Origin of the sequence: Sulfitobacter brevis (genome assembly GCF_900112755.1) — a bacterium.
Taxonomy (GTDB): Bacteria; Pseudomonadota; Alphaproteobacteria; order Rhodobacterales; family Rhodobacteraceae; genus Sulfitobacter; species Sulfitobacter brevis.
This window is the reverse complement of the sequence record NZ_FOMW01000001.1, coordinates 1-22,796: the sequence shown is the minus strand read 5'-3', so window position 1 is coordinate 22,796 and position 22,796 is coordinate 1. Positions and strand designations below refer to the sequence as shown.

The 22,796-nt window shown below is 56.9% G+C and carries 30 protein-coding genes, 3 tRNA genes and 1 pseudogene; 11 read left to right on the top strand and 23 right to left on the bottom strand.

Features of this window, described 5'->3' with window-relative positions:
• Nucleotides 1-133: 133 nt before the first annotated feature.
• Nucleotides 134-1,426, bottom strand: coding sequence for an O-acetylhomoserine aminocarboxypropyltransferase/cysteine synthase family protein (locus BM174_RS00160; protein ID WP_093921811.1), 1,293 nt, complete (start codon nt 1,424-1,426; stop codon nt 134-136).
• A 226-nt stretch (nt 1,427-1,652) separates the two neighbouring features.
• Nucleotides 1,653-2,657 (bottom strand): hypothetical protein, encoded by a 1,005-nt coding sequence (locus tag BM174_RS00155; protein ID WP_093921810.1) that lies wholly within the window; start codon nt 2,655-2,657, stop codon nt 1,653-1,655.
• A gap of 96 nt (nt 2,658-2,753) precedes the next feature.
• Between BM174_RS00155 and BM174_RS21300 the strand changes: the two genes are divergently transcribed.
• The gene (locus BM174_RS21300; protein WP_245766214.1) at nt 2,754-3,275 is read left to right on the top strand and encodes a hypothetical protein; all 522 of its coding nucleotides are present in this window, start codon (nt 2,754-2,756) and stop codon (nt 3,273-3,275) included.
• 82 nt (nt 3,276-3,357) lie between these two features.
• On the opposite strand, the gene BM174_RS20985 is transcribed toward BM174_RS21300, so the two are convergent.
• A tRNA-Tyr gene (locus tag BM174_RS20985) sits at nt 3,358-3,441 on the bottom strand.
• A gap of 113 nt (nt 3,442-3,554) precedes the next feature.
• Here BM174_RS20985 and rlmB point away from each other — a divergent pair.
• The 3 genes from rlmB to BM174_RS00135 all read left to right on the top strand — a co-directional run bounded on the left by rlmB (nt 3,555) and on the right by BM174_RS00135 (nt 5,375).
• Entirely contained in the window at nt 3,555-4,331 is a 777-nt protein-coding gene (gene rlmB, locus BM174_RS00145; RefSeq protein WP_093921809.1) for a 23S rRNA (guanosine(2251)-2'-O)-methyltransferase RlmB, read from the top strand.
• Nucleotides 4,332-4,423: 92 nt separating this feature from the next.
• Complete coding sequence (locus tag BM174_RS00140; RefSeq protein WP_245766213.1) at nt 4,424-4,654, top strand: hypothetical protein; 231 nt, start codon at nt 4,424-4,426, stop codon at nt 4,652-4,654.
• Nucleotides 4,655-4,907: 253 nt separating this feature from the next.
• On the top strand, nt 4,908-5,375 hold the full coding sequence (locus BM174_RS00135) for a CoA-binding protein (protein WP_093921807.1): 468 nt from the start codon (nt 4,908-4,910) through the stop codon (nt 5,373-5,375).
• Nucleotides 5,376-5,439: 64 nt separating this feature from the next.
• Here the strand turns inward: BM174_RS00135 and BM174_RS00130 are convergent, their stop codons facing one another.
• The 3 genes from BM174_RS00130 to hisA form a co-directional block, all read right to left on the bottom strand.
• Nucleotides 5,440-5,745: a phosphoribosyl-ATP diphosphatase gene (locus BM174_RS00130; protein ID WP_093921806.1), complete on the bottom strand. Its 306-nt coding sequence runs from the start codon at nt 5,743-5,745 to the stop codon at nt 5,440-5,442.
• Nucleotides 5,742-6,503, bottom strand: coding sequence for an imidazole glycerol phosphate synthase subunit HisF (gene hisF / locus BM174_RS00125; protein ID WP_093921805.1), 762 nt, complete (start codon nt 6,501-6,503; stop codon nt 5,742-5,744). The genes BM174_RS00130 and hisF overlap by 4 nt, the downstream gene beginning before the upstream one ends.
• Before the next feature lie 78 nt (nt 6,504-6,581).
• Complete coding sequence (hisA, locus tag BM174_RS00120) at nt 6,582-7,301, bottom strand: 1-(5-phosphoribosyl)-5-[(5-phosphoribosylamino)methylideneamino]imidazole-4-carboxamide isomerase (protein WP_093921804.1); 720 nt, start codon at nt 7,299-7,301, stop codon at nt 6,582-6,584.
• A 135-nt stretch (nt 7,302-7,436) separates the two neighbouring features.
• On the opposite strand from hisA, the gene BM174_RS00115 reads away from it, so the two are divergent.
• Together BM174_RS00115 and BM174_RS00110 are read left to right on the top strand one after the other, a co-directional pair.
• Nucleotides 7,437-7,826: a DUF2147 domain-containing protein gene (locus BM174_RS00115; RefSeq protein WP_093921803.1), complete on the top strand. Its 390-nt coding sequence runs from the start codon at nt 7,437-7,439 to the stop codon at nt 7,824-7,826.
• A gap of 210 nt (nt 7,827-8,036) precedes the next feature.
• Nucleotides 8,037-8,360, top strand: coding sequence for a DUF2147 domain-containing protein (locus BM174_RS00110; RefSeq protein ID WP_177209372.1), 324 nt, complete (start codon nt 8,037-8,039; stop codon nt 8,358-8,360).
• Here BM174_RS00110 and hisH read toward each other — a convergent pair.
• Nucleotides 8,357-8,995: an imidazole glycerol phosphate synthase subunit HisH gene (gene hisH / locus BM174_RS00105; RefSeq protein ID WP_093921801.1), complete on the bottom strand. Its 639-nt coding sequence runs from the start codon at nt 8,993-8,995 to the stop codon at nt 8,357-8,359. The two genes, BM174_RS00110 and hisH, sit on opposite strands and share 4 nt — an antisense overlap.
• Nucleotides 8,996-8,999: 4 nt before the next feature.
• On the bottom strand, nt 9,000-9,587 hold the full coding sequence (hisB, locus tag BM174_RS00100) for an imidazoleglycerol-phosphate dehydratase HisB (protein ID WP_093921800.1): 588 nt from the start codon (nt 9,585-9,587) through the stop codon (nt 9,000-9,002).
• A gap of 184 nt (nt 9,588-9,771) precedes the next feature.
• Between hisB and BM174_RS00095 the strand changes: the two genes are divergently transcribed.
• Complete coding sequence (locus tag BM174_RS00095) at nt 9,772-10,011, top strand: Lrp/AsnC ligand binding domain-containing protein (protein WP_093921799.1); 240 nt, start codon at nt 9,772-9,774, stop codon at nt 10,009-10,011.
• 2 nt (nt 10,012-10,013) lie between these two features.
• Nucleotides 10,014-10,352, top strand: coding sequence for a hypothetical protein (locus BM174_RS00090; protein ID WP_093921798.1), 339 nt, complete (start codon nt 10,014-10,016; stop codon nt 10,350-10,352).
• Between the two features lie 180 nt (nt 10,353-10,532).
• Here BM174_RS00090 and BM174_RS00085 read toward each other — a convergent pair whose 3' ends face one another.
• The 4 genes from BM174_RS00085 to ctaD all read right to left on the bottom strand — a co-directional run bounded on the left by BM174_RS00085 (nt 10,533) and on the right by ctaD (nt 14,135).
• Entirely contained in the window at nt 10,533-11,489 is a 957-nt protein-coding gene (locus BM174_RS00085) for a response regulator (RefSeq protein WP_093921797.1), read from the bottom strand.
• 255 nt (nt 11,490-11,744) lie between these two features.
• Nucleotides 11,745-11,819 (bottom strand) — tRNA-Gly (locus tag BM174_RS00080).
• Nucleotides 11,820-11,908: 89 nt separating this feature from the next.
• Nucleotides 11,909-12,298: an MAPEG family protein gene (locus BM174_RS00075; protein WP_093921796.1), complete on the bottom strand. Its 390-nt coding sequence runs from the start codon at nt 12,296-12,298 to the stop codon at nt 11,909-11,911.
• A 163-nt stretch (nt 12,299-12,461) separates the two neighbouring features.
• Entirely contained in the window at nt 12,462-14,135 is a 1,674-nt protein-coding gene (ctaD, locus tag BM174_RS00070) for a cytochrome c oxidase subunit I (RefSeq protein ID WP_093921795.1), read from the bottom strand.
• Nucleotides 14,136-14,343: 208 nt separating this feature from the next.
• On the opposite strand from ctaD, the gene BM174_RS00065 reads away from it, so the two are divergent.
• Entirely contained in the window at nt 14,344-14,766 is a 423-nt protein-coding gene (locus BM174_RS00065; RefSeq protein ID WP_143092400.1) for a hypothetical protein, read from the top strand.
• A gap of 175 nt (nt 14,767-14,941) precedes the next feature.
• Here BM174_RS00065 and lipB read toward each other — a convergent pair whose 3' ends face one another.
• Nucleotides 14,942-15,622: a lipoyl(octanoyl) transferase LipB gene (lipB, locus tag BM174_RS00060; protein ID WP_093921793.1), complete on the bottom strand. Its 681-nt coding sequence runs from the start codon at nt 15,620-15,622 to the stop codon at nt 14,942-14,944.
• A gap of 383 nt (nt 15,623-16,005) precedes the next feature.
• On the opposite strand from lipB, the gene BM174_RS00055 reads away from it, so the two are divergent.
• Nucleotides 16,006-16,091: transfer RNA gene (locus BM174_RS00055), tRNA-Leu, on the top strand.
• Between the two features lie 175 nt (nt 16,092-16,266).
• On the opposite strand, the gene BM174_RS00050 is transcribed toward BM174_RS00055, so the two are convergent.
• The 10 genes from BM174_RS00050 to BM174_RS20740 form a co-directional block, all read right to left on the bottom strand.
• On the bottom strand, nt 16,267-16,803 hold the full coding sequence (locus tag BM174_RS00050; protein ID WP_177209371.1) for a hypothetical protein: 537 nt from the start codon (nt 16,801-16,803) through the stop codon (nt 16,267-16,269).
• 639 nt (nt 16,804-17,442) lie between these two features.
• Nucleotides 17,443-17,844 (bottom strand): hypothetical protein, encoded by a 402-nt coding sequence (locus BM174_RS00040; RefSeq protein WP_093921792.1) that lies wholly within the window; start codon nt 17,842-17,844, stop codon nt 17,443-17,445.
• A gap of 39 nt (nt 17,845-17,883) precedes the next feature.
• Nucleotides 17,884-18,381, bottom strand: a complete 498-nt coding sequence (locus tag BM174_RS00035) for a hypothetical protein (RefSeq protein ID WP_093921791.1) — start codon at nt 18,379-18,381, stop codon at nt 17,884-17,886.
• Nucleotides 18,382-18,604: 223 nt separating this feature from the next.
• A complete protein-coding gene (locus tag BM174_RS00030) occupies nt 18,605-19,366 on the bottom strand; it encodes an alpha/beta fold hydrolase (protein ID WP_093921790.1) in 762 nt (253 codons plus the stop codon).
• Between the two features lie 533 nt (nt 19,367-19,899).
• On the bottom strand, nt 19,900-20,430 hold the full coding sequence (locus BM174_RS00025; protein ID WP_093921789.1) for a hypothetical protein: 531 nt from the start codon (nt 20,428-20,430) through the stop codon (nt 19,900-19,902).
• Nucleotides 20,431-20,497: 67 nt separating this feature from the next.
• Nucleotides 20,498-20,989: a helix-turn-helix domain-containing protein gene (locus tag BM174_RS00020; RefSeq protein ID WP_177209370.1), complete on the bottom strand. Its 492-nt coding sequence runs from the start codon at nt 20,987-20,989 to the stop codon at nt 20,498-20,500.
• A complete protein-coding gene (locus tag BM174_RS20980; protein WP_177209369.1) occupies nt 20,989-21,156 on the bottom strand; it encodes a hypothetical protein in 168 nt (55 codons plus the stop codon). The genes BM174_RS00020 and BM174_RS20980 overlap by 1 nt, the downstream gene beginning before the upstream one ends.
• Before the next feature lie 93 nt (nt 21,157-21,249).
• Nucleotides 21,250-21,534, bottom strand: coding sequence for a hypothetical protein (locus tag BM174_RS00015; RefSeq protein ID WP_093921788.1), 285 nt, complete (start codon nt 21,532-21,534; stop codon nt 21,250-21,252).
• 112 nt (nt 21,535-21,646) lie between these two features.
• Nucleotides 21,647-21,817 carry a helix-turn-helix transcriptional regulator gene (locus BM174_RS00010; protein WP_093921787.1) on the bottom strand — a complete coding sequence of 57 codons (171 nt, stop codon included), beginning with the start codon at nt 21,815-21,817 and terminating at the stop codon, nt 21,647-21,649.
• A gap of 65 nt (nt 21,818-21,882) precedes the next feature.
• Nucleotides 21,883-22,356, bottom strand: coding sequence for a hypothetical protein (locus BM174_RS20740; RefSeq protein WP_143092399.1), 474 nt, complete (start codon nt 22,354-22,356; stop codon nt 21,883-21,885).
• Between the two features lie 153 nt (nt 22,357-22,509).
• On the opposite strand from BM174_RS20740, the pseudogene BM174_RS00005 reads away from it, so the two are divergent.
• Nucleotides 22,510-22,796: pseudogene (locus BM174_RS00005) on the top strand (transposase); the annotation flags it as partial.

Below are 22,796 nucleotides of genomic sequence, written 5' to 3'. Positions count from 1 at the left end.
TTCGAATAGTGCCAACAAAGGTCGGTTGGGTGCGCACAAGCGAGATAACAGAGCAAGAGTTCTTAAATCTAGAGGGGCGTTTCACGCCTGCCCGCGAAACGCCCCATTTCGTTTAGTTGCCTAATTTCCAGTTTCAGGCGACAGCTTTTGCGAGCGCTTGATCAAGATCGGCGATCAGATCCTTGGCATCTTCGGTCCCGATGGAGAAACGCACGACACCGGCACCGGCGCCTGCGGCCTCTTGCTGCTCGGGGGTCAATTGCCGGTGCGTGGTCGAAGCCGAGTGGATGACCAGCGAGCGCGTATCGCCCAAGTTTGCAACATGGCTGAAGATTTCCAGCGCATTAACCAGTTTGACGCAGGCATCATAGCCGCCCTTTACCGCGACAGTGAACAGCGCGCCCGCGCCTTTCGGACAGACCTTTTTCGCGCGCTCAAAATAGGGCGAGGACTCCAGCCCTGCATAGGTGACCTTTTCGATCCGGTCGTCGTTTTCCAGCCATTTGGCGATGGTTTCGGCGTTTTGAATGTGGCGGTCCATGCGCAGGGACAGGGTTTCGGTGCCCATTAGAGTATAATGCGCCGCTTGCGGATTCATCGTCATCCCCAGATCGCGCAGGCCGATGGCGATGCCGTGGAAGGTATAGGCCAGCGCGCCAAAGGTCTCGTGGAACTTGAGGCCATGATAGGCAGGCTCGGGCTGCGAGAGGGAGGGGAATTTGTCGTTGGCGGACCAGTCAAACTTGCCCGAGTCGACCACGCAACCGCCAGTCACGGTGCCATTGCCAGTGAGGTATTTCGTCGTTGAGTGTACCACAAGGGTCGCGCCAAGCTCGATCGGGCGGCACAGGTAGGGAGTGGCGGTGGTGTTATCGATGATCAGCGGCACGCCTGCCTCATCGGCGATATCGGCGATAGCGCGCACGTCCATGATATAGCCGCCGGGGTTGGCAATCGCTTCGCCAAAAATGGCGCGGGTGTCGTCGTCAACTGCGGCACGCACTGCATCGAGATCGTCGAAATCCACGAATTTGCAGTTCCAGCCGAAGCGTTTGATGGTTTGGCCGAACTGGGTCATCGTGCCGCCATAGAGGCGCGTCGAGGCGATAATGTTTTTGCCCGGACCCATCAGCGGGAAAATCGCCATGATCTGCGCGGCATGGCCCGAGGAGCAACAGACGGCGCCGACGCCCCCTTCTAGAGTGGCGATACGCTCTTGCAGGACGGCGACAGTCGGGTTGGTCAGGCGTGAGTAGATAAAGCCGACCTCTTGGAGGTTGAAGAGTGCCGCTGCGTGGTCGGCGTCACGGAAGACATAGGCTGTGGTCTGATAGATCGGTGTCTGGCGGGCGCCGGTTGCAGGATCGGGGCGTGCGCCTGCGTGAATTTGCAGGGTGTCAAAGCCGTGTGTGGGTGCATCTGTCATTGGTGGTCCTCCTGAAAATCTGTTGCCAAAGGTGTAGGCGGTATTTCTGTGGCGCTCAACTGTCTGTGTTTTGCAGGTTCCTTGAGATGATCGGGACCCATCCCCTTTGCAAAATGGGGCCTGAGAACGGGGCGGGGAATGGGGCGTTCTGGCAGTTGAAAGCACTGGGGCGCGCAGCCCTCACCGGACCACATCTGGGGTTTTTGTGGTCAAAAACGCGGGCGGGTCAGCGCATCCAGAAGCCGTTTGATTTAATGCGGTTGCGGATGGCCTGTTCCTTACGCGGCAGGTCGTCCTGATCAAACAAGGCGCGCACCTTTTCCCCACGGCCTTGGAAGATCATCCGCTTGATTGCATCATGGCCCTTGAGGACTTTCTTGATCTTGTTTGGTGCGGCGATCTGTTCCAGCACTTCGACGGCGCGATCGCTTTCGCGCGCGTAGAGCAGTGGCAGTAGGCGGTAGTGGCAAGAGACTTCGCCGTCGAGCAGCCCATCAGGCAACGCGTCGCGACTGCCGCCCAATGCGTGGATCACGAGGGGCAGGGCGATCTGGTCCAGCCAGGGATCGAAGCTTTGGCAGCAAAGTTCGACCGGTGGGGTGTCGCGGATGGCCACAGCATAATCCAGGAATTTTTCACCGAACTCGTGCGGGCACCGGTAGTAGAAAAAGCCCGCGTTGAAGTAGAGGTAGCGGCGCCAGTATTCGTCGGGCTGGCTCAGATCGAGGCTGCTTGGGAAGTCGATGCCGAATTTGTCGTAGAGCGATTTCCACAAGCCTGTGTACCCCGGTCCGTAGAGTTGCGGGATTGGCCAAGTGCCTTCGCGGCGCAGGGAGGCGCCGGGGCGTGCAAAATCGAACGGCACGCGGGTCAGATCGCCGGTGATCAAGGTGTCGGTGTCGAAGAATACGAAAGGCTCGCGCTTGGGCAGGGCTGAAAGCATCTCGATCTTGTTGCCGTAGGGGTAGGTGCTGCCGAAATGCTTAGAATGAAACGGAACGATCTCGGCCCCGAGATCGACAAGGGCTTCGCGCACCTCGTCGCTTTGAATGGTGGGATCGGTGTTCCATAGCGGACCGGGCTGGGGCTCCATCACCAGCAACCTGCCTTTGAAATCCGGACTGCACTGGCGCAGGGAGGCCGCAAAGAGCAGCGCCTCATAGGCCAATCTGCCCTGCTGTGCGACGACCGCTACGTTGAAAATTTGCGAGGGCTGCGGTTTGCGTGCCATACTCGATGCGTGCCTTTGATCTTTTGTCATTAGTATAGGGGCAGAGAAGCAAAGGAAAAGACGGCAATTCTGCCGGACTGGGACGAGGTGATATTTATGCTCGATTTCATGTTTGCGATATTGGCGGTTGGGTTGAACGGTGCGGTTTCGCAAGGAGCAAAAGCGGCGGGGCCGGGTGCGAATTTGGGAGCGGAAAGCGCGGCAGGTGCGGGTGCCGAAAATGCAGGTAATGAAGGATTGGTAGCGGAGCCGCAAACGCCTTCCGGAAAATTCACGACGGCCATGGAAATCAGGCCGATACTGGAGGCGACCAAGGCGAGTTGGGTCGCGGTGCGTGTCTATGATGGGCAGGATTTGGTTTACGTGACGCATTTGTGGAGTTGGCGCTGCGGGTGGGCGGCGATGGCGATATCGATCAATGGCGCGCCGTTGCAGGACTGGCCATTGCCGCCCTGCCATAAAGATCTCGCAACGCCCAATGCGGTGCTGGAACAAGATGGGCTGCCGTATCGGGCGATGCCGGAAGGGTCAGTTCAGACGGTAAAGGTGCGGGTCGTCTATGATGACCTCAAGGTGGATGAGGCGACATTTGAGCGCGGGGCGGTGTTGATCCCGTGAACCTCGTCCGCTGGAGCAATCTCCGAAGGATACTGTCGGCGCCCCTGAGGGGGTCATTTTAGCACAACGGGAGGAGGGAAAGTGGTGGGCGACCCTGGAATCGAACCAGGCGTGCGTCTCCGCGAGGGAGTTACAGTCCCCTGCCACACCTTGCGGCCTGTCGCCCACTTAGCCTGGTGCATTGCACCGGACGTGGAGGCGTGATTACAAGCGGGTCTTAAGGGCGTCAAGGCGAAATGCGACGCAAAATCCGCAAGGCGTGAGAGTAAAGGCAAAGTCATGAAGAAACCGAAGTGGGTCGTACAGAAAGAACAGGACAAAAAGGCCGAGGCAAATACCACGCTTTGGCTGTTTGGACTGCATGCGGTGCGCGATGCGTTGGTCAATCCGAAGCGCGAAAAATTGACGTTGATGGTGACGCCGAATGCGGCTGCCAAGCTCGAAGATGCGATCGCCGAGGCGGGAATCACGCCCGAGATTGTTGATCCGCGCAAATTCCGCCCGCCGCTCGACCCGAATTCGGTGCATCAGGGCGCCGTGTTGGAGGTCAAACCGCTGGATTGGGGCCGCCTTGAGGATGTTTGCATTGGCGATGTCGCACCACGGGTGATTTTGCTCGACCGTGTAACGGACCCGCATAACGTCGGGGCGATTCTACGTTCGGCCGAGGTGATGGGCGCGTCTGCTGTGATCGGAACACGGCACCACTCGGCGCCGGAAACCGGCGCGTTGGCCAAGACCGCCTCAGGTGCACTTGAACGCCAGCCCTATCTGCGGGTGCGTAACCTTTCGGATGCGATCACCAGCTTGCAACAAATGGGCTATGTGGTGCTCGGGCTCGACGGCGAGGCCGAGATGAGTATCGAAACTGCCGTTGAGGGTCGGCGTGATCGCCCTGTGGCACTGGTTTTGGGGGCTGAAGGGCCGGGTCTGCGCGAGAAAACCAAAGAAACCGTCGATCATTTGGTACGGATTGACGCATCGGGGCGGTTTGGCTCGCTCAATGTCTCGAACGCGGCGGCGATCGCCCTATATGCATCGCGCAACCATAGCTAAGAGGGGCTGCTGCTATCGCCTATCCGACCAAGATCGCGACCTGTTGCCATTGTGGCAGCAAGACGATTCTGCAACTGGACCGAGGCCGGCACATGCTGGCCTGTGCCAGTTGTGGCGCACCGCTGAGCCAGTTCAAGGCACTTCGGGTGGAGGAGGCGCGGCCCGCAGCAGTGACGCATCAGAGGCCGCAGCGAGGGCGCGCTACGATCCCCGTTAAAGCGGCGAAACGCCACCAGAGCTACGCGAAACCGCGCAAACGCAAGCCGTGGTATCGCGACCTGTTGGAAGAGGCTTTCGACTTCGTCGAAGATATCTTTGACTGAAAGCAGGCTGTTTGTGGCGGGATGTCGCCAGAATAGGCTGATTATGGCCGGTTTCATCGTCTTTTCGGGGCTGCCTCTTTGATTGGCGACGCTGGTGATTACCTTCATTGCAAGGCACCGGAACTGGAACGTCCGGTCTGCCGTATTTACTGTCCCTCGTTCCATACCTTTGCGCCCCTGGTTTTCACCACGGGGCGCTTTTTTCTGCCGCAGTGCCGCGCTAGGGTATGGCAGTACAGCACAGGGGCGGGCGATGAGCTATCCGGACAGTCTTTTCAGGTTGATTTTTGAGCAGACCAAGCGGATCGCAGTGGTCGGCGTGTCGATGAACCCTGTGCGGCCAAGCTATTTTGTCGCGCGGTATTTGGGGCTGAAGGGCTTTGACGTTGTGCCGGTGAACCCGATGCACGCGGGCGAGACGCTGTTTGACAAGAAAATCTGCGCCTCTTTGAGCGAGATCGAGGGATCTGTAGACATGGTGGATATTTTCCGCAGGTCCGATGCGGTGCCGGAAATTGTCGACGAGGCTTTGGCCACATTTCCCGAATTGCAGACGATCTGGATGCAGATCGGCGTGCGGCACCCGCAAGCTGCTGCTGTGGCAGAAGCGCGTGGGGTCACCGTGATTGAGGGCCGCTGCCCCAAGATTGAATATCAGCGTCTGTTCGGGGAATTGCGGATGGGGGGATTCGCGACTGGGCGGATTTCGAGCAAGTTGTGATGCCTGGATGAGAGGGCTTTGCGGCTTCAAACTTCCCACAGAATATCTCCGGCCAGAAAGAGCGTTAACGCGCCGCTTTTTCTTGCAGTCCTGAGCGGGTCTGGCGGCGGTCGAGTTCGTCGAGGACCGATTGCAAGGATACGTCGCGGGCAGCGAGCATCACCAGAAGGTGGTAGAGCACGTCTGCGGCCTCAGAACACAGGGCGTCTTGATCGCCTTTTACCGCTTCGATGATGGCCTCGATGGCTTCTTCACCGAATTTTTTGGCACATTTCTCGGGACCTTTGGCGAGGAGTTGCGCGGTCCAGCTGCTGTCGGGATCGGCGGATTTGCGGGCAAGGATTGTGGCATAAAGGTCTTCTAGGGTCATGAGAGCCTCACGGGGATGCCGGCGGCGGCCATATGGGCCTTGGCCTGTGCCACGGTGAACTCGCCAAAGTGGAAGATCGACGCCGCGAGCACGGCAGAAGCGCCGCCTTCGAGGACGCCGTCGACGAGGTGATCAAGTGTGCCGACACCGCCCGAGGCAATGACTGGCACCTTGACCGCATCGCTGATCGCGCGGGTTAGGGGCAAGTTGAAACCGGCGCGGGTGCCATCGCGGTCCATCGAGGTGAGCAGGATTTCTCCGGCACCTTTTGCGGTGACAAGGCGGGCGAATTCTACGGCGTCGATGCCGGTTGGTTTGCGGCCACCGTGGGTGAAGATTTCCCATTTGCCGGGGCTGACGGTTTTGGCGTCGATGGCGCAGACGATGCATTGGCTGCCGAACTGGTCGGCGGCGCGGGCGATAACGTCGGGGTCGGCCACAGCGGCGGAGTTAAAGCTGACCTTATCGGCCCCCGCGAGCAGGAGCGCCCGCACGTCTGCCGAGGTGCGCACGCCGCCGCCCACGGTGAGCGGGATGTAGCAATGCTCGGCCGTGCGGCGCACCAGATCGAACATCGTGCCACGGTTTTCATGGGTGGCATGGATGTCGAGAAAGCACAGTTCGTCGGCGCCAGCAGCGTCATAGGCGATGGCGGCATCGACCGGATCACCAGCGTCGCGCAGGCCAACAAAGTTCACGCCTTTGACGACGCGGCCATCGGCGACATCGAGACAGGGGATGATGCGGGTTTTCAGCATGGGGACTGTCTAGGCTCCGGCGGTGAGGGTGGCAAGCGGCGCGGGTTGTCATGGCCCGCGCGGATCGGCAAAATGCGGTTAGCTGCGCAGGGCTGTGAGGGCGGCGCCAAGGTCGATCGCACCATCATATAGGGCGCGGCCCGAGATTGCGCCTTCGATGACGCCGGTATCACGCAGGGCGATGAGATCATCGAGCGAAGAAACCCCACCGGAGGCAATCACCGGAATGCTGACGGCCTTTGCGAGGGCCGCAGTGGCGGAGACATTCGGGCCGCCCATCGCGCCGTCACGGTCGATGTCGGTGTAGATGATCGCGGCGACGCCTGCGTCCTCGAAAGAACGGGCGAGGTCGGTGACTTTGACATCCGTTTGGTCGGCCCAGCCCTTGGTGGCGACCAGACCATTGCGGGCATCAATACCGACAGCCACGTGACCGGGGAAGGCTGCTGCGGCTTCGCGGACGAGGGCAGGGTTCTCCACCGCGACGGTGCCGAGGATGACCCGTGCCAGACCTTTGTCGAGCCAGCGTTCAATGGTCGCCATGTCGCGGATGCCGCCGCCGAGTTGGGCAGGGACCCTGCAGGCTTTGAGGATTGCCTCGACAGGGGCGGCGTTCACAGGCTCACCGGCAAAGGCCCCGTTGAGGTCGACAAGGTGCAGCCATTCGCAGCCCGCCTCTACGAAAGCGCGGGCCTGTGCGGCGGGGTCATCGCTGAACACGGTGGCTTGGTCCATGTCGCCGCGCACTAGGCGCACGGCCTGTCCGTCTTTGAGGTCGATGGCGGGGTACAGGATCATGATCGGGCCTTTGGCTGGGATGTTTGGCGCGGTTATGCACGTTGCGTCACGATTTGCAACGCGACCTAAGGTCAAGCTTGCCCGACGCAGGGCAGATAGACCAAGTTGGGCGCATCAGAGATCGGGAGGATCGCTATGAAAAAGTTTTTGACTGCTGCTGTATTGGGTTTTGGTATGGCAGGGGCCGCGATGGCGGCTGACCCTGCGGTTGGCACGTGGCAGACGCAGGTTGACGACGGTGCCTATGCGCACGTTAAAATGGCCCCCTGTGGCGGCGCGGTTTGCGGCACCATCGCGCGCACGTTCAATGACAGCGGCGAATATAAGTCGCCCAACATCGGCAAGACGCTGGTCATCGACATGGCCCCCTCCGGCGATGGCGCCTACGCGGGCAAGGTCTGGCGGCCCTCCAATGGCAAGATTTACATCGGTAAGATGAATGTCTCGGGTAACTCCCTTAAGTTGTCAGGTTGCGTCGCGGGCGGGCTGATCTGCTCCAAGCAGACATGGCAACGCATTCAGTAACCTTCACGGGGCCGGAATAGATATCATTTGATTAAAAGAGGGCGCAGGCGTATTTTAACGCATGCGCCCTTTTTGGGCGTTCGGGATTAGCCCGACGCCTTCGGGGCATAAGTATCGCTTGGGGGAGTGATGCGGATGTTTTCGATAAAGCCTTTTATCTCTATATGCTTAGCTTCAACTTTCGCCACAATGGCGCAGGCGCAAAGCGATATGCCGGTTGGCCTTTGGCGGTCTGCGCCAGATGATTCGGGGCTTGTTGTTCATGTGCGCACTCGTGCTTGCGGCGCTTCGCTTTGCGGTATGGTGGAGCGCGCCAAAGACCGGCGCGGCTATGACACGCCTTCAAGCGTGGTCGGCAGCAAAGTAATGTGGGACCTCAAACCGCAGCCTGATGGCAGCTATGCGGGCCAGTTCAGAGAGCCCGTCCGGGGCAAGGCAGTACCGGTGAATCTCAAGGTGCAGGGCAACAAGCTTTGGCTTCGCGGATGTGACGCGGGGGCTTGCCGCGATGCAGTCTGGACGCGGCTGCGTTAAGGTTTCCACGCCAGAAAGTTGGCAATCATCTTGAGGCCGGTTGTCTGGCTCTTCTCGGGGTGGAATTGCATGCCGATCATCGTGTCACGCCCGATTATGGCGGTGACATCGCCCCCATAGTCGACATGGGCCAACCGCTCGGCCGGATCGGTCACTGCCATGTGGTAGGAGTGCACGAAGTAAGTGTGATCACCGGTGGCAATTCCGTCAAATACAGCATGCGGGTGATCAATCACGAGGTCGTTCCACCCCATATGCGGGACCTTGAGCGCGGGTTCGCCCGGCATGATCCGTGTGACCTCGCCGCCGATCCAGCCCAGACCGGCGGTGTTGCTGTATTCGCGCCCCATCGTCGCCATAAGTTGCATACCCACGCATATGCCAAGGAACGGGCGGCCTTTGACCTCGACCGCTTCGACCATCGCATCGTAAAGCCCGCCCGCACCTTTCAGCGCCGCCATGCAAGCAGGAAAAGCGCCGTCGCCGGGGAGGACGAGCCGGTCGGCCCGGGCCACGTCAGCGGCCCGCGCGGTGACGATCACCTCGCCGGTGCCGGTTTCGCGCGCCATCCGCTCAAAAGCCTTTTGTGCCGAGTGCAAGTTCCCGGATTCGTAGTCGATGATCGCTGTCAGCATGGGGTTACAACGCGCCCTTGGTTGACGGGATGCTATCGGCGGTGCGTGGATCAGGCTCCAGCGCGTCGCGCAGGGCGCGGGCGACCGATTTGAACGTGGCCTCGGCAATATGATGGCTGTTCAGCCCGTGCAGCATATCGACGTGCAGGGTGATGCCGCCGTGAGTGGAGAGCGCCTGGAAAAACTCGCGCACCAGTTCCGTATCAAAGCCACCAATGCGATCTGTCGGTATTGTCACGTTCCAGATCAGGAAGGGGCGGCCCGAAAGGTCAAGCGCACAGCGTACTAATGCGTCATCCATTGGCAGCAAGCACGACCCGTAGCGGCGGATACCGCGCTTGTCGCCCAATGCCTTGCTGAGCGCCTGACCGAGTGTGATGCCGACGTCTTCGATCGTGTGGTGATCATCGATGTGCAGATCGCCTGTGGCGGTTATTTTCAAATCCATCAGCGCGTGGCGGGCCAGTTGATCCAGCATGTGATCAAAGAACCCCACGCCGGTCTGGTTGTCGTAGGTGCCGGTACCGTCGAGGTTAATCTCGACGTGCACATCGGTTTCGGCCGTGGTGCGGGTCAGGCTGGCGCTGCGCATGGGGCATGGTCCTTTCGGTGTCTGTTGGCGCCCTTATAGCAGCGCCGGCGTTTAGGCCAAGGGTTGGTGTATGCCGGCAAAGGGGAGGGCGGACTGCGCCGAGGGGGCGAGCGTGCTGCCGAACAGGGATTGCGGCGCATACCCCCATATGTCACCGTAAAGGCAGAACATATGAGGCCTTTCCATGAGTACCTGCGTCTTCATCCAAATTCGCTGCAAGCCCGGCACCACCTATATTGTCGCCGAAAATATCGCGCTGCGTGAAATCCACTCGGAGCTCTATTCGACCTCGGGCGAATATGACCTGTTGATGAAGCTTTATATCCCGAAGGGGGAGGACGTAGGCGTCTTTATCAACGACAACCTGCTGGATATCGAGGGCATTGAGCGCTCGCTGACCACAATGACCTTCAAAGTATTTTGAGGATGCGTCGCGCCACATTTGCGATAGCCATTGTGGCGTCGATGGGCAGTACAGCCCAGGCGGCGCGGACCTATGCGGGTGAGGAAGCTGCCGCACTGCGTTGCGCCAATACCCTGGCGCTGACGGCCGTGGCGTTGAATGGCGAAGCCTTGATCAGTCAAGCGGAGAAGGAAGTGATGCTGGGCATTACTTTTCTGATTCTGGAGCGGCATGTCAGCGGCACTTGGAACCAGAAGAAGGCAGCCTTGGAGGTTATGCGGGATCGGCGCAACCTTGAGGACACGTTGCAGGATTACCGTAACAACGCGGCCCAGTGCTTGCGACAGTTTCCGATCAACTAATCTGTCATCAGCGCGACACGGCCGATAATCCAAAATGGATTGGTTCGAATGCGCTGCCGCAGATTGGTGCCCGTTCTGCAGCACTGCGATAGCTTAACAGGCTGCGCGGGCAGGACGTCGGCAGGGCATAACCGATCAGATACACCTCCGCCCACCGCCTGATTTTTGTGCGAAAGCCGGTTACTCGACGCGGCGCTGGGCGCGTTTGGCTTTGCCGCGCATCATCGCGCGGTCAATTGCCCGCTCGAAGGTTTTCTTTACACGCTGGGTCCGGCTTGCGAAGGGCGTGATCGGGTTACCAACGGAGACATCAAGGTTCATCGCTGTACCGTCGTCAAAGAGCGCGGTGCCATCGTGTAGCAGCTCATAGATGTCTTCTTCGATGCCGGGCCAGTCTGGTACAGTCACACCTTGGGTGATGCACAGGAACACGCCGTTGCCGCTATAGGCCATCAACATATGCGGATAGTCCGCAACGCGGATGATGGCTTGCGAAATTTTGGATAGCGCACTGACGAATTCACGGCTGTTACTCTGTGTATAGAGGTCTTCGATCGCTTCTACATGCACGGCGAACACCTGACAGGCGTCAATCTTGCTGCGGGCGAGTTGTGACAGGTAGTTGCCAAGCGAGAAGGGCAGGATCAGCTGCGGAATACTCGCCAGTTCGACCGGCATGTCCACGGCGAAGTTGTGCTGCCCGCGCCCTGCGGCGAGTATTGCATCAGTGCCTTCAAAGCGGGCGACATTGGAAACCGATGCGACCATCCGTTCGGCGACACGAACACGGGTGGCGATCTCTTTTACGTCGAAAGGCTTGGAGATATAGTCGTTGGCACCTGCGGCAAAGGCGCGTTCAACACGTGCGTGATCCGTGACCGAGGTCAGCATGAGGATCGGGGTGCTCCGGTATTTGCTGAGCTGGCGAATACGCTCGCACAGGATGATCCCGGTCATTTCGGGCATTTCAATGTCGAGTAGCAGACAGTCGAAATGCTCGTCAGGATCGTTCAGCAACTCAAGGGCAGCCGCGCCCGAACTTGCGACAGAAATTTGCGGAAAATCGGCCTGCCGAAAGACGACGGGCAGCAGCTCCAGGATCAGCGGGTCGTCATCAACGGCAAGTATTCTCATCATAAACCTCGTTTAGTCATACAGTGGGCGCCCCGTACCCATCCTTATCGTTCGGTTGTTAAGATTTACGCATCCAATTCGGACCAAAGTATGACCAACTGCAACTTTCAGTTGCGAATTTAACTTAAAATCTCTCGATTGCGAGGGGTTGCGGCGGAGGTCCGCTGAGGGGACGGAAATAGGCAAGAGGTGTGATTAAAAAGCAAAAAGACCGCCGAAGCGGTCTTGTCGCATACCAGTCGGGTGAACTGGTCCAATTGGAGCGGGCGAGGCGATTCGAACGCCCGACCCTAACCTTGGCAAGGTTATGCTCTACCCCTGAGCTACGCCCGCTTCCTTTGGTGAGGCCGAAATACCCATAGCAGCCGCGAGCCGCAAGAGGGAAATGTGACCAGATGTAAAAAAAATGCATTGGCCGATTTTTAGAGCAGCGCGTGAGCCAAAATACCCAATGCAGCAAAGACCAGCATCACCATGTTCAGCAGCATCCCAAGCTGGCGCAGGAAAATCTTTTGCGGGGTAGCGGCGAAGCCGAGGGCATGAAGCAGCCGTCCGGCTAGTAGCAACAGGCCAAGGATGTGTAACGCAAGCGCGGGTGCGCCCTGAAGCTCGCTGATCAAAAGCAGGATCAAGGCCAGCGGTGTCACTTCGATAAAGTTCGCCTGCGCACGCATTCGTTTAAGCAAATTCTTATCGCCGTAATCCCCCAGTGAGAGGGTATTGGCGCGGCGATAGGCGATCACCCGAAATGTGAGATACAAAAACAGCGCCACAAGCAGGGCTGCATAGATCGGGGTAACGGTCAGGGACATGGCTGGGCCTTTGGGTAGGGGGCAATCATACACCAAGCCTAGCGAAGCATCGGGGCACTGGCGACGGCTATGATGCGAGAGTGGGCGGTGTGTGCCCGCCCCTCCAACGCAAAAGGCCCCAACCAAAGTCGGGGCCTTTTATCATGTTTGAGAGTACTGCGTCTTAGTGGCTCGGCATCTTGTCCCAGTCTTCCTGCTTTGGAAGGATCTCGAACGTGTGCTCTGGCGGCGGGCTGGGCAGTGTCCATTCCAGCGTATCCGCATACTCGTTCCACGGGTTGTTCGCCGTGACCCGTGGGCCGCGTGTCAGCGCATAGAACATCACGCCGATGAAGAACACGAAGGACGCAAAGCTGAGGAAGGCACCGATCGAGGACCACTGGTTCCAGTAAGCAAACGCCTCTGGGTAGTCGATGTAGCGGCGTGGCATGCCCTGACGGCCCAAGAAGTGCTGTGGGAAGAAGGTCAGGTTGGCGCCGATGAACATCGCCCAGAAGTGCAGTTTGCCTGCCCATTCAGGGTACATCTTGCCGGTCATCTTGGGGAAGTAGAAGTAGATCCCCGCGAAGATCGCGAACACGGCACCAAGGCTCATCACATAATGGAAGTGCGCCACGACATAGTAAGTGTCATGATAGGCGCGGTCCACAGCGGCCTGGCTCAACACGATGCCGGTCACGCCGCCAACGGTGAAGAGGAACAGGAAGCCAAAGGCCCAGAGCATCGGCGTCTTGAACTCGACCGAGCCGCCCCACATCGTCGCGATCCAGCTGAACACCTTAACGCCAGTCGGCACCGCGATGACCATTGTAGCCAACATAAAGTAGGCCTGCTGGTTCAGCGACATGCCCACCGTATACATGTGGTGCGCCCAGACAACGAAGCCCAATGCACCGATCGCGATGATCGCCCAGACCATTGGCAAGTAGCCAAAGATCGGTTTGCGCGAGAAGGTCGCGATGACGTGGCTGATGATGCCAAAGCCGGGCAGGATGATGATGTAGACTTCGGGGTGGCCAAAGAACCACAGGATGTGCTGGTACAGCACCGGATCGCCGCCGCCTGCGGGGTCAAAGAAGGCAAACCCGAAGTTGCGGTCCATCAAAAGCATGGTGATCGCGCCCGCCAGAACCGGCAGAGACAAAAGGATCAGCCAAGCGGTGACGAAGATCGACCATGCGAACAGCGGCACCTTGAACAGGGTCATGCCAGGGGCACGCATGTTCAGGAAGGTGGTGATCATGTTGATCGCGCCCAAGATCGAAGAAGCACCCGAGACGTGGACCGCGAAGATCGCGAAATCCATCGACATACCGGCTTCTTTAACGCTGAGCGGCGGGTAAAGTACCCAACCCACACCAGAACCAAGCTGGCCGTTGCCACCCGGTGCCAGCAGCGAGCAGACCGCCAGCGCAGTACCGCCGACATAAAGCCAGAAGCTGAGGTTGTTCATCCGCGGGAACGCCATATCGGGCGCACCGATCTGGAGCGGCATGAAGTAGTTGCCGAAACCGCCGAAAAGCGCCGGAATCACCACAAAGAACATCATCAAGATGCCGTGGCCGGTGATCAGCACGTTCCAGAGATGTCCGTTAGGCGTACATAGTGCAGAGTTGTCGGCGATCAAACGCGCGCCTTCCATACACATGTATTGCACGCCGGGGTTCATCAGCTCCAACCGCATATAAACGGTGAAGGCGACCGAAATGAAGCCAGCGAAAGCTGAGACAAACAGGTAAAGTATCCCGATGTCTTTGTGGTTGGTGGACATGAACCAGCGGGTAAAGAACCCGCGCTCGTCGTGGTGGTCATGGCCGTGGATGGCTGCGTCTGCCATGCGGTGCCTCCTGGGTAAAAATTGAAAACACCACGCCTGATGGCACGCGCGATGCGAAGTCCCGCTTGTTTTAGAGGGTCACTGCGCGGGGGGCAATGGGCGGATAGGTCGCAGGGGCAGGTTATTTTGCCGCATCTTGGGCCTTGTGCCCATGGTGGAGCCAAATGCAGGATGCGAAAAGCGGGAGGATGCCAGGGCATTTGAATACGTGACGACCCAAAAGGCGCAAGCGGCACAGGGCTTGCGCATGTTCGTGGTCTCGGGTGTGCCCAGCCCGTGGGTCGAGGCCGCGAAGAGGATTTTCCACGCCAAAGGCGTTGATTGGCTCGCGGTTTATCTTGATCCGCGTGATCCGGTTCACGCCACTTGGGCAGGACAGACCATCGGCCCTGTGGCATTTTGGCAAGGCGAGGCACCCGTGAACACGGCGCTGGATATGCTCGCACTGGCCGAACGCATCGCGCCAGAACCTGCCTTGGTTCCCCAAGATCATGCCGACGAGGTGCGCGCTGTGGTGCATCCGTTTGCAGGCCGCGACGGGCTGGGATGGTGCCGTCGTGCTCAACAGGTGGCCGCAGGTCTGGCCGGGCAGCATCGAAGCGGCTTGAAGCGATCGGTGGGCGCGGGTTGATTGGGGACTGGCTCACCGCAGCCGATATTCATGCGTCTGCGTTTACGGCCCTGTTCGCGCCATTGCCAGAGAAAGACTGCCCGATGCATCCTTCAGGCTGCGCGACATTCGAGGCGATGGACGTGGCAACCGCCGCTGCGCTCGACCCCGCTCTGATCCGTCAACTTGAACGGATTTACGTAGAGATCTTACAGCTTCCACTCAGACTTTGACCGAAAACCTCATCAAACGTGGCGCGCAGTGTCACGTCGACATCGTCCATCGTGACCGGAAGCCCCATATCGACCAGTGACGTAACGCCGTGGTCAGTGATTCCACAGGGTACAATTCCGCTGAAGTGGCTCAAATCTGGCTCCACATTTATGCTGATGCCGTGAAAGCTTACCCACTTGCGCAGCCGGATGCCGATGGCGGCAATTTTATCTTCGCCAATCGCGCCGTCCGGCCCGCGCGGCTTGTCGGGGCGCTGCACCCATACACCGACCCGTCCGGCGCGTATTTCACCGCGCAGATTGAACTGTGCGAGCGTCGCAATCACCCAAGCCTCAAGCTGGCGCACAAAACAGCGCACATCGCGCCCGCGTGCGCCAACGTCGAGCATCACATAAACGACCCGTTGTCCCGGCCCGTGATAGGTATACTGCCCGCCGCGCCGTGTCGGATGCACGGGGAAGCGATCTGGATCGACCAGATCAGCGTCTCGCGCCGACGTGCCCGCCGTATAAAGAGGCGGGTGCTCGACCAACCAGATACACTCCTGGGCTTCGCCCGCCGCAATCGCAGTGGCACGCGCCTCCATCCAAGCCTCGGCAGTGCGATAATCGGTCAGCCCGTCTGTTGTGATCCATTCTACCATGAGAGCGGTTTAGGCGTGGCGGGGCAGAGCGGCAAGAGGGCGTGCACAGGGTATGGCCGACGGTCACGGTTCGGAGGAGGGGGAAGAGTTCATTGGTGAGGGAGCAGTTTGGGCAGAATCGCTGATTCGAGTTCATATATGGTTTGTGCTCAGCGGATCGAACGATGGGGAGCACGCCAGACCACCGGGCGTGACGTGTGCAAACGTCTAGAGCACCCCTTTTATCAAAATGTTGATCCCTAAACTCTCGGCCTAGAAAACAGCTTGAGCACCGTAGCAAACCACCAATCCACAACTTGTTTTCGCGCAGCGCTTTTTTGTTGCCGATTACCTCTTCACAACCCTGCAAAGTTTCACTAAACCGCGCCTACCATCCATGGCGTGCGGTCGTGGCGGAATGGTAGACGCGCAGCGTTGAGGTCGCTGTGGGGTAACACCCGTGAGAGTTCGAGTCTCTCCGACCGCACCAATTTTATTAAAAAACTCTTCTACTTTCAATGGCTTAGGGCTTGCTGGGTATTTTAAGTCCCCCTTAGCGTCCCCCTTTGGCAATTTGATGATTGGTTCGGCCAACGGATAGTTGCGCTCTATAAAATCAATGAGGCCCCGCTTTAAGGCTGAGGCTCCAGATAGATATGCTGCGATCAATCCTGACGTAAAAGGATGGTTCTGATAGCTTTCTCAGATTTCCCGTTGCGCGTCCTTTCGAAGACTAACTCCAGTCCTGCATCTACCAAGGTGCGGTGGTACTCCTGAATTTCGTACTCACCAACTTCGTCTATAAAGAGGGAGAAAACTGAAAGTGTGTCCCCCGCTACCCGTGCCCATACAAATGGCTCTCCCGCCATCGGGTCTAATGGCACACCATTTCCAAACAAGTCTTTCTTCATCGAAGATTCGTAGATGCTTGCGCGCTTACTAGGAGTGAACTCGACTTTATAAGTTCTGTCCTTGGTTCGGCCATCGCTTTTGAGGATATTGGTCGTCCAAGTAAGGACGAATCCCGTTTTCGTCGCTTCGATCACGACGTTTAGATCCCGTTGGAGAGATTTTCCGTCCGATTCTGAAACAACTTGTCCGGCATATGAGCCTACGAAAGGTTCGATCTCAGCGGCAAACCCTGTTCTAGGCAACAGAATGAAAAACAAGAAAAGTACGAATCTGAAGAAGTGCGTTTTCATGAACTAATGGTATCAGAAAAGCGCCGGTTTGTCGCCAGCAATTGACGCGGCAAGTCTTCCCAACTCAGGGAGTACTGCTAACGCCTAGAGGTGGTTGGCAGTCGTGTCCTTAATGATGCGGGGTTAGCGTGACCAGGTTTTAGGACCGCCATGAGGCGGCGCATGGTCTAGTCGAAAAACATCTCAAGTTCTTCCGCGCTGAGAAGGTATGCAAATTTTGCTATGAAGGCATTGTCTGCTTAGTTCTCGTACTATTCATTCAAAAACCGTTTACGCTGGCAGGTGCGTTGCCACATGCCCTTTGGCTTATGTAATATCCCATTCGCCGTGCCGGGTTCGCCGCCCAGCGCCATGCGCAGCTTATTCGCCTGCCGTAACATACGGTCATAGCGAGCCTCTGATTGGCTTACATAGGCAATGCTCTTACAATGGCGGCGAGAAAGTCAGCACTTTTCGCAGAAAAGACATGGTAACGAGCCTTCCCTAATGCCGACGACTTACATCACTGGCGCGGAGAAGATTTTCCTCGTCCCACTCAATGGCATGAAGTACGAGAGATCCGAACTATCGCATCAGCTTGTTGCCAGTTGCTTATTTAATAATTTCGCATTCTTCGCGAACGAACTTGCAAAGTAATTTTCACTGTGGGGTCCATGTTTCGGAGCCGATGGAGTCGGAGCCGGCATACGTCCATATCCCGTTCCAATGTCCGTTTTCTTGCTCTACAAACAGCGCCAATCCGAAACTTTCACCTGATCTATAAGAGACTGCGAGTGCCGTGTCATTCTCTCCGGCCTCACCGAATATTGTTGACCCTTTGAGGTTTGCGGCTCCGATTGCGGTGCCGATATACTCCTCTTCGCCAATTTTCCAAAGTACCGTGTAGGTGGCACCATTTTCCTTGATAGCGACAGCGCCTTCATACGCCGTACCATCGCCTGGATTAGCGCCGACAACATCGTAAATACCAACTGGTCCCGCAGTCGCCGCCTGAGCGCCGACAAGCGTAAGGGTGACCGCTAAAACGTTGAATAGTTTCATTACTTCTAGTCCTGTATACAAAAATTGTTGAGGTACTGGTCAGCCCTGCTCGTCTTGGCATTCAATCGCGGCTTCCAATGCCTGATAGCTGCCTGTGAGGTCGATTGACATCACTTCACCTTCTTCGGTGTATAATGTCATCGTGTACTTTCTCGCGATGTCGAACAGAAAGTCAGTGCTGTCGAAGGCGATGTCGGCACCGGGTACATCATCCAAATATATTCCAGTCGCATCGGCCTCGTAATCTTCACCATCGAGCGAGAAAAGAACCGGATATAATTGGCCTTCTACAATATCGCCCCATGACATGTTGAAAGCTGTGACATAGCCAGTGCCTTCGGTACGGTCAAAGCCGATGCGCACTACTGATCCGTCATCAAATTCGGACTGGATTAAACAGCCGTCCCCTAAGGTGGGATCGATCATCACATCCCAGTATTCAGAAGCGCCCCATTCCTCGAGTGACTGTGCCAGCGCGGGCGCTCCAAACCCGACGCAAATTAGCAAACATGTGGTGGCTAAGTCTTCGATCTTCATGGGGTTTCCTTCATCAATGCCGTTGCTTGATTAAAGCGATGTTTCCGGCCAAGTAGCAATTTATTATTGCGCAGACATTTTCTCTCAGGGTCTTCGCTTGCTCTGTGCCATGCTAAGTCGATGACTTCGAAGGGGCTGGCAGTGTTTGCTTGCCTGCAAAGCGCTTCCCCTTAGTCGAAAAACATCACACGCTCTTCTGCGCTGCGAAGGTATGCCAATTTTGCTACCCAGTGAGGCGCAGCGCGACATTGTCCAAGGCAAACGGGTGCTGCGCTTCATACTCAGAGCGAAACATAGCCCCGTGTTTTTGCATGGCTCCACGAAACCGACCGGGTCGCTGATTGATTGCATGTTTTACCAAGGTCGTCAGTGCGCCGTCAGTCTTGAGCTTTTTAATCAAATGATGGTCTGTCCCAGGGACGATATAGTGGCGCAGGCGCTGTAATTGCGGGAAGCGCAGCGCGTGAACGAGCTCGTCAGGGCTGTCACCATGCACGATTTGAATTGTTCTTGATTGTGGATCTAGCTCGTCGATCTGAGGATAGCTAAATCTTTCAATCTTATTTCTGAAATAACTCCACCTCAGTTCTTCGGGAACAATTTCTGGGTGCACCGAAAACTGCGGCGCGAAGGCTAAAACAGAGTCGCATGGAATCATATTCGACAATAGCAGGGCCATAGTGCCCCCCATCGAATTACCGATGAGCGTCACTTTAGATGGTAGAATTCGCGCCGCGACGCGTTGTACTGCGGATGCGATCTGAACGTCAAAACCGGGCGTGTTCAGCCAACATCGACTCGCATCTGTTACAAACAGCGCGTGGTGTTGTGCACCCTGAGTGGCAGACGCGAACATTTCAATCGGTGGGGGTTGGCTACGTTGAGTCCCCACGCCACAAAACACGACAATTAGCTTGTCAGTACTTCCCTTGAAGTACCGCATGCGTATCGCATCTGTGTGCAGAATATCAGCGAGTTCATCCATTAGCGCGGCCTCAAGCTACGGTTTAGCAGTGCTTTCGAGGCTTAACTCTAATTTTATTGAAAGGCGTCCATCGGGCCGAAATAGAACCTTTTTGTGACCCTATGCGCCCCTCTTGCGCTTGGTATGTTATGCGCGATGTTTCGTCGCCGTCCCGCGTCCACACACCAATTGCCCAGCCTGCCGTGCGTTAAGGCCCGTTGGCGACGCATCCGGTTAGTATCAAGTGAGCAACAATGCTCTGCGCCTGTGACTGGTGGCCACTGACCTTAGGCTTCATAGAACCTAGTTTTTTCGCTGCATCTCTCTCACAAATTTGTTAATTTTCTTGTGCATCTTCGCCCATTCCATTGAGCGCAAACCGTGCTTCCACGATGGATGTTTGTTGCCGGATGGCTGACCACCGCCAGCGCCATGCATCCGACAGACGCGCCAGCCTCTGACGGCAGGATTTTTGCATAGAAAACCGGAGCGCTTCGAGTGGGCAGTGCATCGCGGTGACTGGTGCGCCCTTTGCATGGGGTTGGCGTCACTTTTCATGTGCGACCCTCCCCCGTCTGGACATTGCCCACAATAGCCTGTCCTCCACCCTCTACGTTGACGTGCTGCACCGTGACGGTCTGTTTGCCTCCGTTGCGGTGTTTGCGTAGCGCCTCCATTTGCAATGAATATGTGCGGGCCAGCTTGTTATAGCCTGTCGTGTGGGCCTTTACCTGTTCAAGGTTGCTTGCATTCGCCATCCATCGCCCAGAACGGATCAATGCAACATGGGTTGCCGCCATCTGCACGGCCAACATGCGTTCGACCCCATCGCGGGGTTTGATTTCCGAAATTGCAGCCACCATGAACATGCGTTCATCGTTCCCGCTAAATTCATCGCTGGCTTCGTCTGATTTAAGCGCTTTGATGCAATGCCGGAAAAGCCCATTGGCAATTTCATCATGCACCGTTCCAAACAAGGTCTTGAGGGTGTCGGCTTGTGTGAGAGTTAGGTTCTGACCTTCCTCATTGTTGCCACCCATCTTGATGCCCAACGTGCTCTTGTCCTCTAGTTTCTTACTGGTCATGTGTTCCTGCCCTTGGCTAGATGTAGATATGTCCTGTTTTCCGTGCCGCGCAAAACCGCAACCCGGCCTATCCCGTCACAATTTTCAGGACGGTTGGGCACGGATTGGGGGACGCTGGGCCATTACTGTCCTGATTTATGTGACACCCTGTCCTGTTTTTTGTGCGAGGATTCTGTTTTTGCCGCCATGTCATGAAACCTTTTGGAGCAGATTTTAGATTGTCCGTTGGCAATTCCTCCAATGCCCAATGTGCAGTCTGACCAACGCCGGACGGTCCAAGGTGCGGGGCTTGTGTCATACGGATGAAGCCGCGTTCCTCCAATGTATCAAACCACGGCCCAACCGTATTGCGATGGACGCCAAGTGCCTTGCCAGCGTCACGGTGACTGAGAATGATGCGCCCGTTGTTGCCGCCATTAAACCGCCGCTTCAGTTCGACGTAGAGCGCGCGTGGGCCGGGTTTGAGCGTTGCCCATGCCTCGGACGCCTGTACCCATTCGGGGAGCTGGACATGACGCCCAGCCCCCTTCTTATGGCCCTTGTAGGGTTTGGCTGCCATCAGCGGCCCCCACGTGCGGTAAGCGCCAGATAGACGCGCACCGCAATGATTTGGCTGGGGCAACCGCCCAAGCTTATCCATGCGGCGTCTGTTGCGGTTCCAGCGCCCTTGCGAGCCATGATGTGCCAAGCCTGGCCTTTGGGGGTGATGCGATATCGCTCAATCATCGCCAATCCCTCCAAAGAACAGTTCCGCATAAAGACGGGCTTGGGACGGGGACATGCCGAAGCGGTGGCGCAAGCGGGCGATACGAAGCCGGGTCATTCCGCAGCCTCCCGCTTTGCCGCTGTCCTTGCAGATCTAGGGAACCGCAGATTAGCCAGATCGGCGTCCGCTATAAGGAAGTAGTACGCGACGTTTCCAGCGCCGCGCTCCTTATCAATTGGCCAGCCAAACTCGTGCTTAAGGCGGCAGATAATCGCGCCAAGACGCCATCCGTGCGCTTCGTTTATTTCGGAGCGGTGGCTAATTTTTCGACCATCCAAAAGCGCTTGGCATGCCCAAGCTATTTGTGTCTTTCCAGAGTAAAATTGGTCGTCTGACATGGTGTCATCCTTGCAGTTGATGCCGCAAGGCGCTGGGCGTAGAGTGGAGACATTCCGTCCAAGGAAGACGCTCCACCCACCGCCCATGCGCTTTGCATGGCGGGGGGTGAAGTTATTCAGCATTTGCTTGAAGGGTTGCGTCGATCTCGGCTTCGTTCCAGTAGAGACGTGAGCCGATTTTGACAGGTTTAGGCAAGCGGCCTAACTCGCAGTCTTTATATATCGTGGTGCGTCCACGTCCGCCGAGTTTGGCTTGAAGTTCGCGAAAGGAAAGATAGCGCACAGTAAGTCTCCATAGGTTGCTTCTGTGCACTGAGATGGGCGCTTAAATACTCTATGTCGTGGGGCCTATTTCAAGGGTCCCATATTTGGATTTTGATAATCGGCAAGCTCTGCCAGAAGAGCGTCTGGCGGAGTGGCGAGTGGCACGTACTGCTGTGAACAGTGGATCAAAAGTCGAGGCCGCATACCCCAGCTAGCAGCTTCTAGATGCGGAATCCTGACTAAATCTGCACGAAATTGCTCTGCCCAAGCAAGGAATTGGATCATGCTCCACAATGCGATTTCAATTCTATTAAAATGGGGATGAGCAGATTTGAAGCTCATTCGGGCCTCAGGAGTAGTTGTAACAAGTTTTGCAGCCCAATAATGGCTCACGTGAGCGTATTCACGAAAATTCGCGAGGATACGCTTCGGCCCTGTTTTCATTCCCAACCCTCTTGCCTGTAAATTTCGGAGCGCCAGCTTTGAAGCCAAATGGGCGGCTTTGTTTTTTGAAACAGGAAGCCCAGCAGAATGGAGCTTTAGGAGGTAAAAAGCCATTGATCCTGCCGACAGACCTTGTGAAGCTCTTCTCGTATAAGTTGAGTCAAAAAGAGCGATTACCTTAGGTTTCAGCTCCGCAGGTAATCCCCCCTAAAATTAGTGGTGTTCAAAAGTAGAATTTTCTCGGCAAGATATCTGAGGAGATTTACGATGAAGAACGGACGATTTAGCGATGCGCAGATCATGGCTGTGTTGAAGCAGGCGGAGGGCGGTGTGCCGGTCTCTGAGCTTTGCCGGGAGCATGGGATGAGCAGTGCCAGCTTTTACAAATGGCGGGCCAAATTTGGCGGTATGGACGCGTCGCTCATCGTAGAGATGAAGGACATGGCCGAGCAGAACCGCCGCCTCAAGAAGATGTATGCGGAGATGAGCATGCAGAATGAGTTGCTCAAGGAAGCCCTCGGAAAAAAGTCTTGAGGCCGTCTCATCGACGAGAG

Excerpts from the sequence above, each read along its gene's own strand:
- BM174_RS00160 (WP_093921811.1), bottom strand. The coding sequence starts at position 1,426 with ATGACAGATGCACCCACACACGGCTTTGACACCCTGCAAATTCACGCA.
- BM174_RS00155 (WP_093921810.1), bottom strand. The coding sequence starts at position 2,657 with ATGGCACGCAAACCGCAGCCCTCGCAAATTTTCAACGTAGCGGTCGTC.
- BM174_RS21300 (WP_245766214.1), top strand. The coding sequence starts at position 2,754 with ATGCTCGATTTCATGTTTGCGATATTGGCGGTTGGGTTGAACGGTGCG.
- rlmB (WP_093921809.1), top strand. The coding sequence starts at position 3,555 with ATGAAGAAACCGAAGTGGGTCGTACAGAAAGAACAGGACAAAAAGGCC.
- BM174_RS00140 (WP_245766213.1), top strand. The coding sequence starts at position 4,424 with ATGCTGGCCTGTGCCAGTTGTGGCGCACCGCTGAGCCAGTTCAAGGCA.
- BM174_RS00135 (WP_093921807.1), top strand. The coding sequence starts at position 4,908 with ATGAGCTATCCGGACAGTCTTTTCAGGTTGATTTTTGAGCAGACCAAG.
- BM174_RS00130 (WP_093921806.1), bottom strand. The coding sequence starts at position 5,745 with ATGACCCTAGAAGACCTTTATGCCACAATCCTTGCCCGCAAATCCGCC.
- hisF (WP_093921805.1), bottom strand. The coding sequence starts at position 6,503 with ATGCTGAAAACCCGCATCATCCCCTGTCTCGATGTCGCCGATGGCCGC.
- hisA (WP_093921804.1), bottom strand. The coding sequence starts at position 7,301 with ATGATCCTGTACCCCGCCATCGACCTCAAAGACGGACAGGCCGTGCGC.
- BM174_RS00115 (WP_093921803.1), top strand. The coding sequence starts at position 7,437 with ATGAAAAAGTTTTTGACTGCTGCTGTATTGGGTTTTGGTATGGCAGGG.
- BM174_RS00110 (WP_177209372.1), top strand. The coding sequence starts at position 8,037 with ATGCCGGTTGGCCTTTGGCGGTCTGCGCCAGATGATTCGGGGCTTGTT.
- hisH (WP_093921801.1), bottom strand. The coding sequence starts at position 8,995 with ATGCTGACAGCGATCATCGACTACGAATCCGGGAACTTGCACTCGGCA.
- hisB (WP_093921800.1), bottom strand. The coding sequence starts at position 9,587 with ATGCGCAGCGCCAGCCTGACCCGCACCACGGCCGAAACCGATGTGCAC.
- BM174_RS00095 (WP_093921799.1), top strand. The coding sequence starts at position 9,772 with ATGAGTACCTGCGTCTTCATCCAAATTCGCTGCAAGCCCGGCACCACC.
- BM174_RS00090 (WP_093921798.1), top strand. The coding sequence starts at position 10,014 with ATGCGTCGCGCCACATTTGCGATAGCCATTGTGGCGTCGATGGGCAGT.
- BM174_RS00085 (WP_093921797.1), bottom strand. The coding sequence starts at position 11,489 with ATGATGAGAATACTTGCCGTTGATGACGACCCGCTGATCCTGGAGCTG.
- BM174_RS00075 (WP_093921796.1), bottom strand. The coding sequence starts at position 12,298 with ATGTCCCTGACCGTTACCCCGATCTATGCAGCCCTGCTTGTGGCGCTG.
- ctaD (WP_093921795.1), bottom strand. The coding sequence starts at position 14,135 with ATGGCAGACGCAGCCATCCACGGCCATGACCACCACGACGAGCGCGGG.
- lipB (WP_093921793.1), bottom strand. The coding sequence starts at position 15,622 with ATGGTAGAATGGATCACAACAGACGGGCTGACCGATTATCGCACTGCC.
- BM174_RS00050 (WP_177209371.1), bottom strand. The coding sequence starts at position 16,803 with ATGAAAACGCACTTCTTCAGATTCGTACTTTTCTTGTTTTTCATTCTG.
- BM174_RS00040 (WP_093921792.1), bottom strand. The coding sequence starts at position 17,844 with ATGAAACTATTCAACGTTTTAGCGGTCACCCTTACGCTTGTCGGCGCT.
- BM174_RS00035 (WP_093921791.1), bottom strand. The coding sequence starts at position 18,381 with ATGAAGATCGAAGACTTAGCCACCACATGTTTGCTAATTTGCGTCGGG.
- BM174_RS00030 (WP_093921790.1), bottom strand. The coding sequence starts at position 19,366 with ATGGATGAACTCGCTGATATTCTGCACACAGATGCGATACGCATGCGG.
- BM174_RS00025 (WP_093921789.1), bottom strand. The coding sequence starts at position 20,430 with ATGACCAGTAAGAAACTAGAGGACAAGAGCACGTTGGGCATCAAGATG.
- BM174_RS00020 (WP_177209370.1), bottom strand. The coding sequence starts at position 20,989 with ATGGCAGCCAAACCCTACAAGGGCCATAAGAAGGGGGCTGGGCGTCAT.
- BM174_RS20980 (WP_177209369.1), bottom strand. The coding sequence starts at position 21,156 with ATGATTGAGCGATATCGCATCACCCCCAAAGGCCAGGCTTGGCACATC.
- BM174_RS00015 (WP_093921788.1), bottom strand. The coding sequence starts at position 21,534 with ATGTCAGACGACCAATTTTACTCTGGAAAGACACAAATAGCTTGGGCA.
- BM174_RS20740 (WP_143092399.1), bottom strand. The coding sequence starts at position 22,356 with ATGGCTTTTTACCTCCTAAAGCTCCATTCTGCTGGGCTTCCTGTTTCA.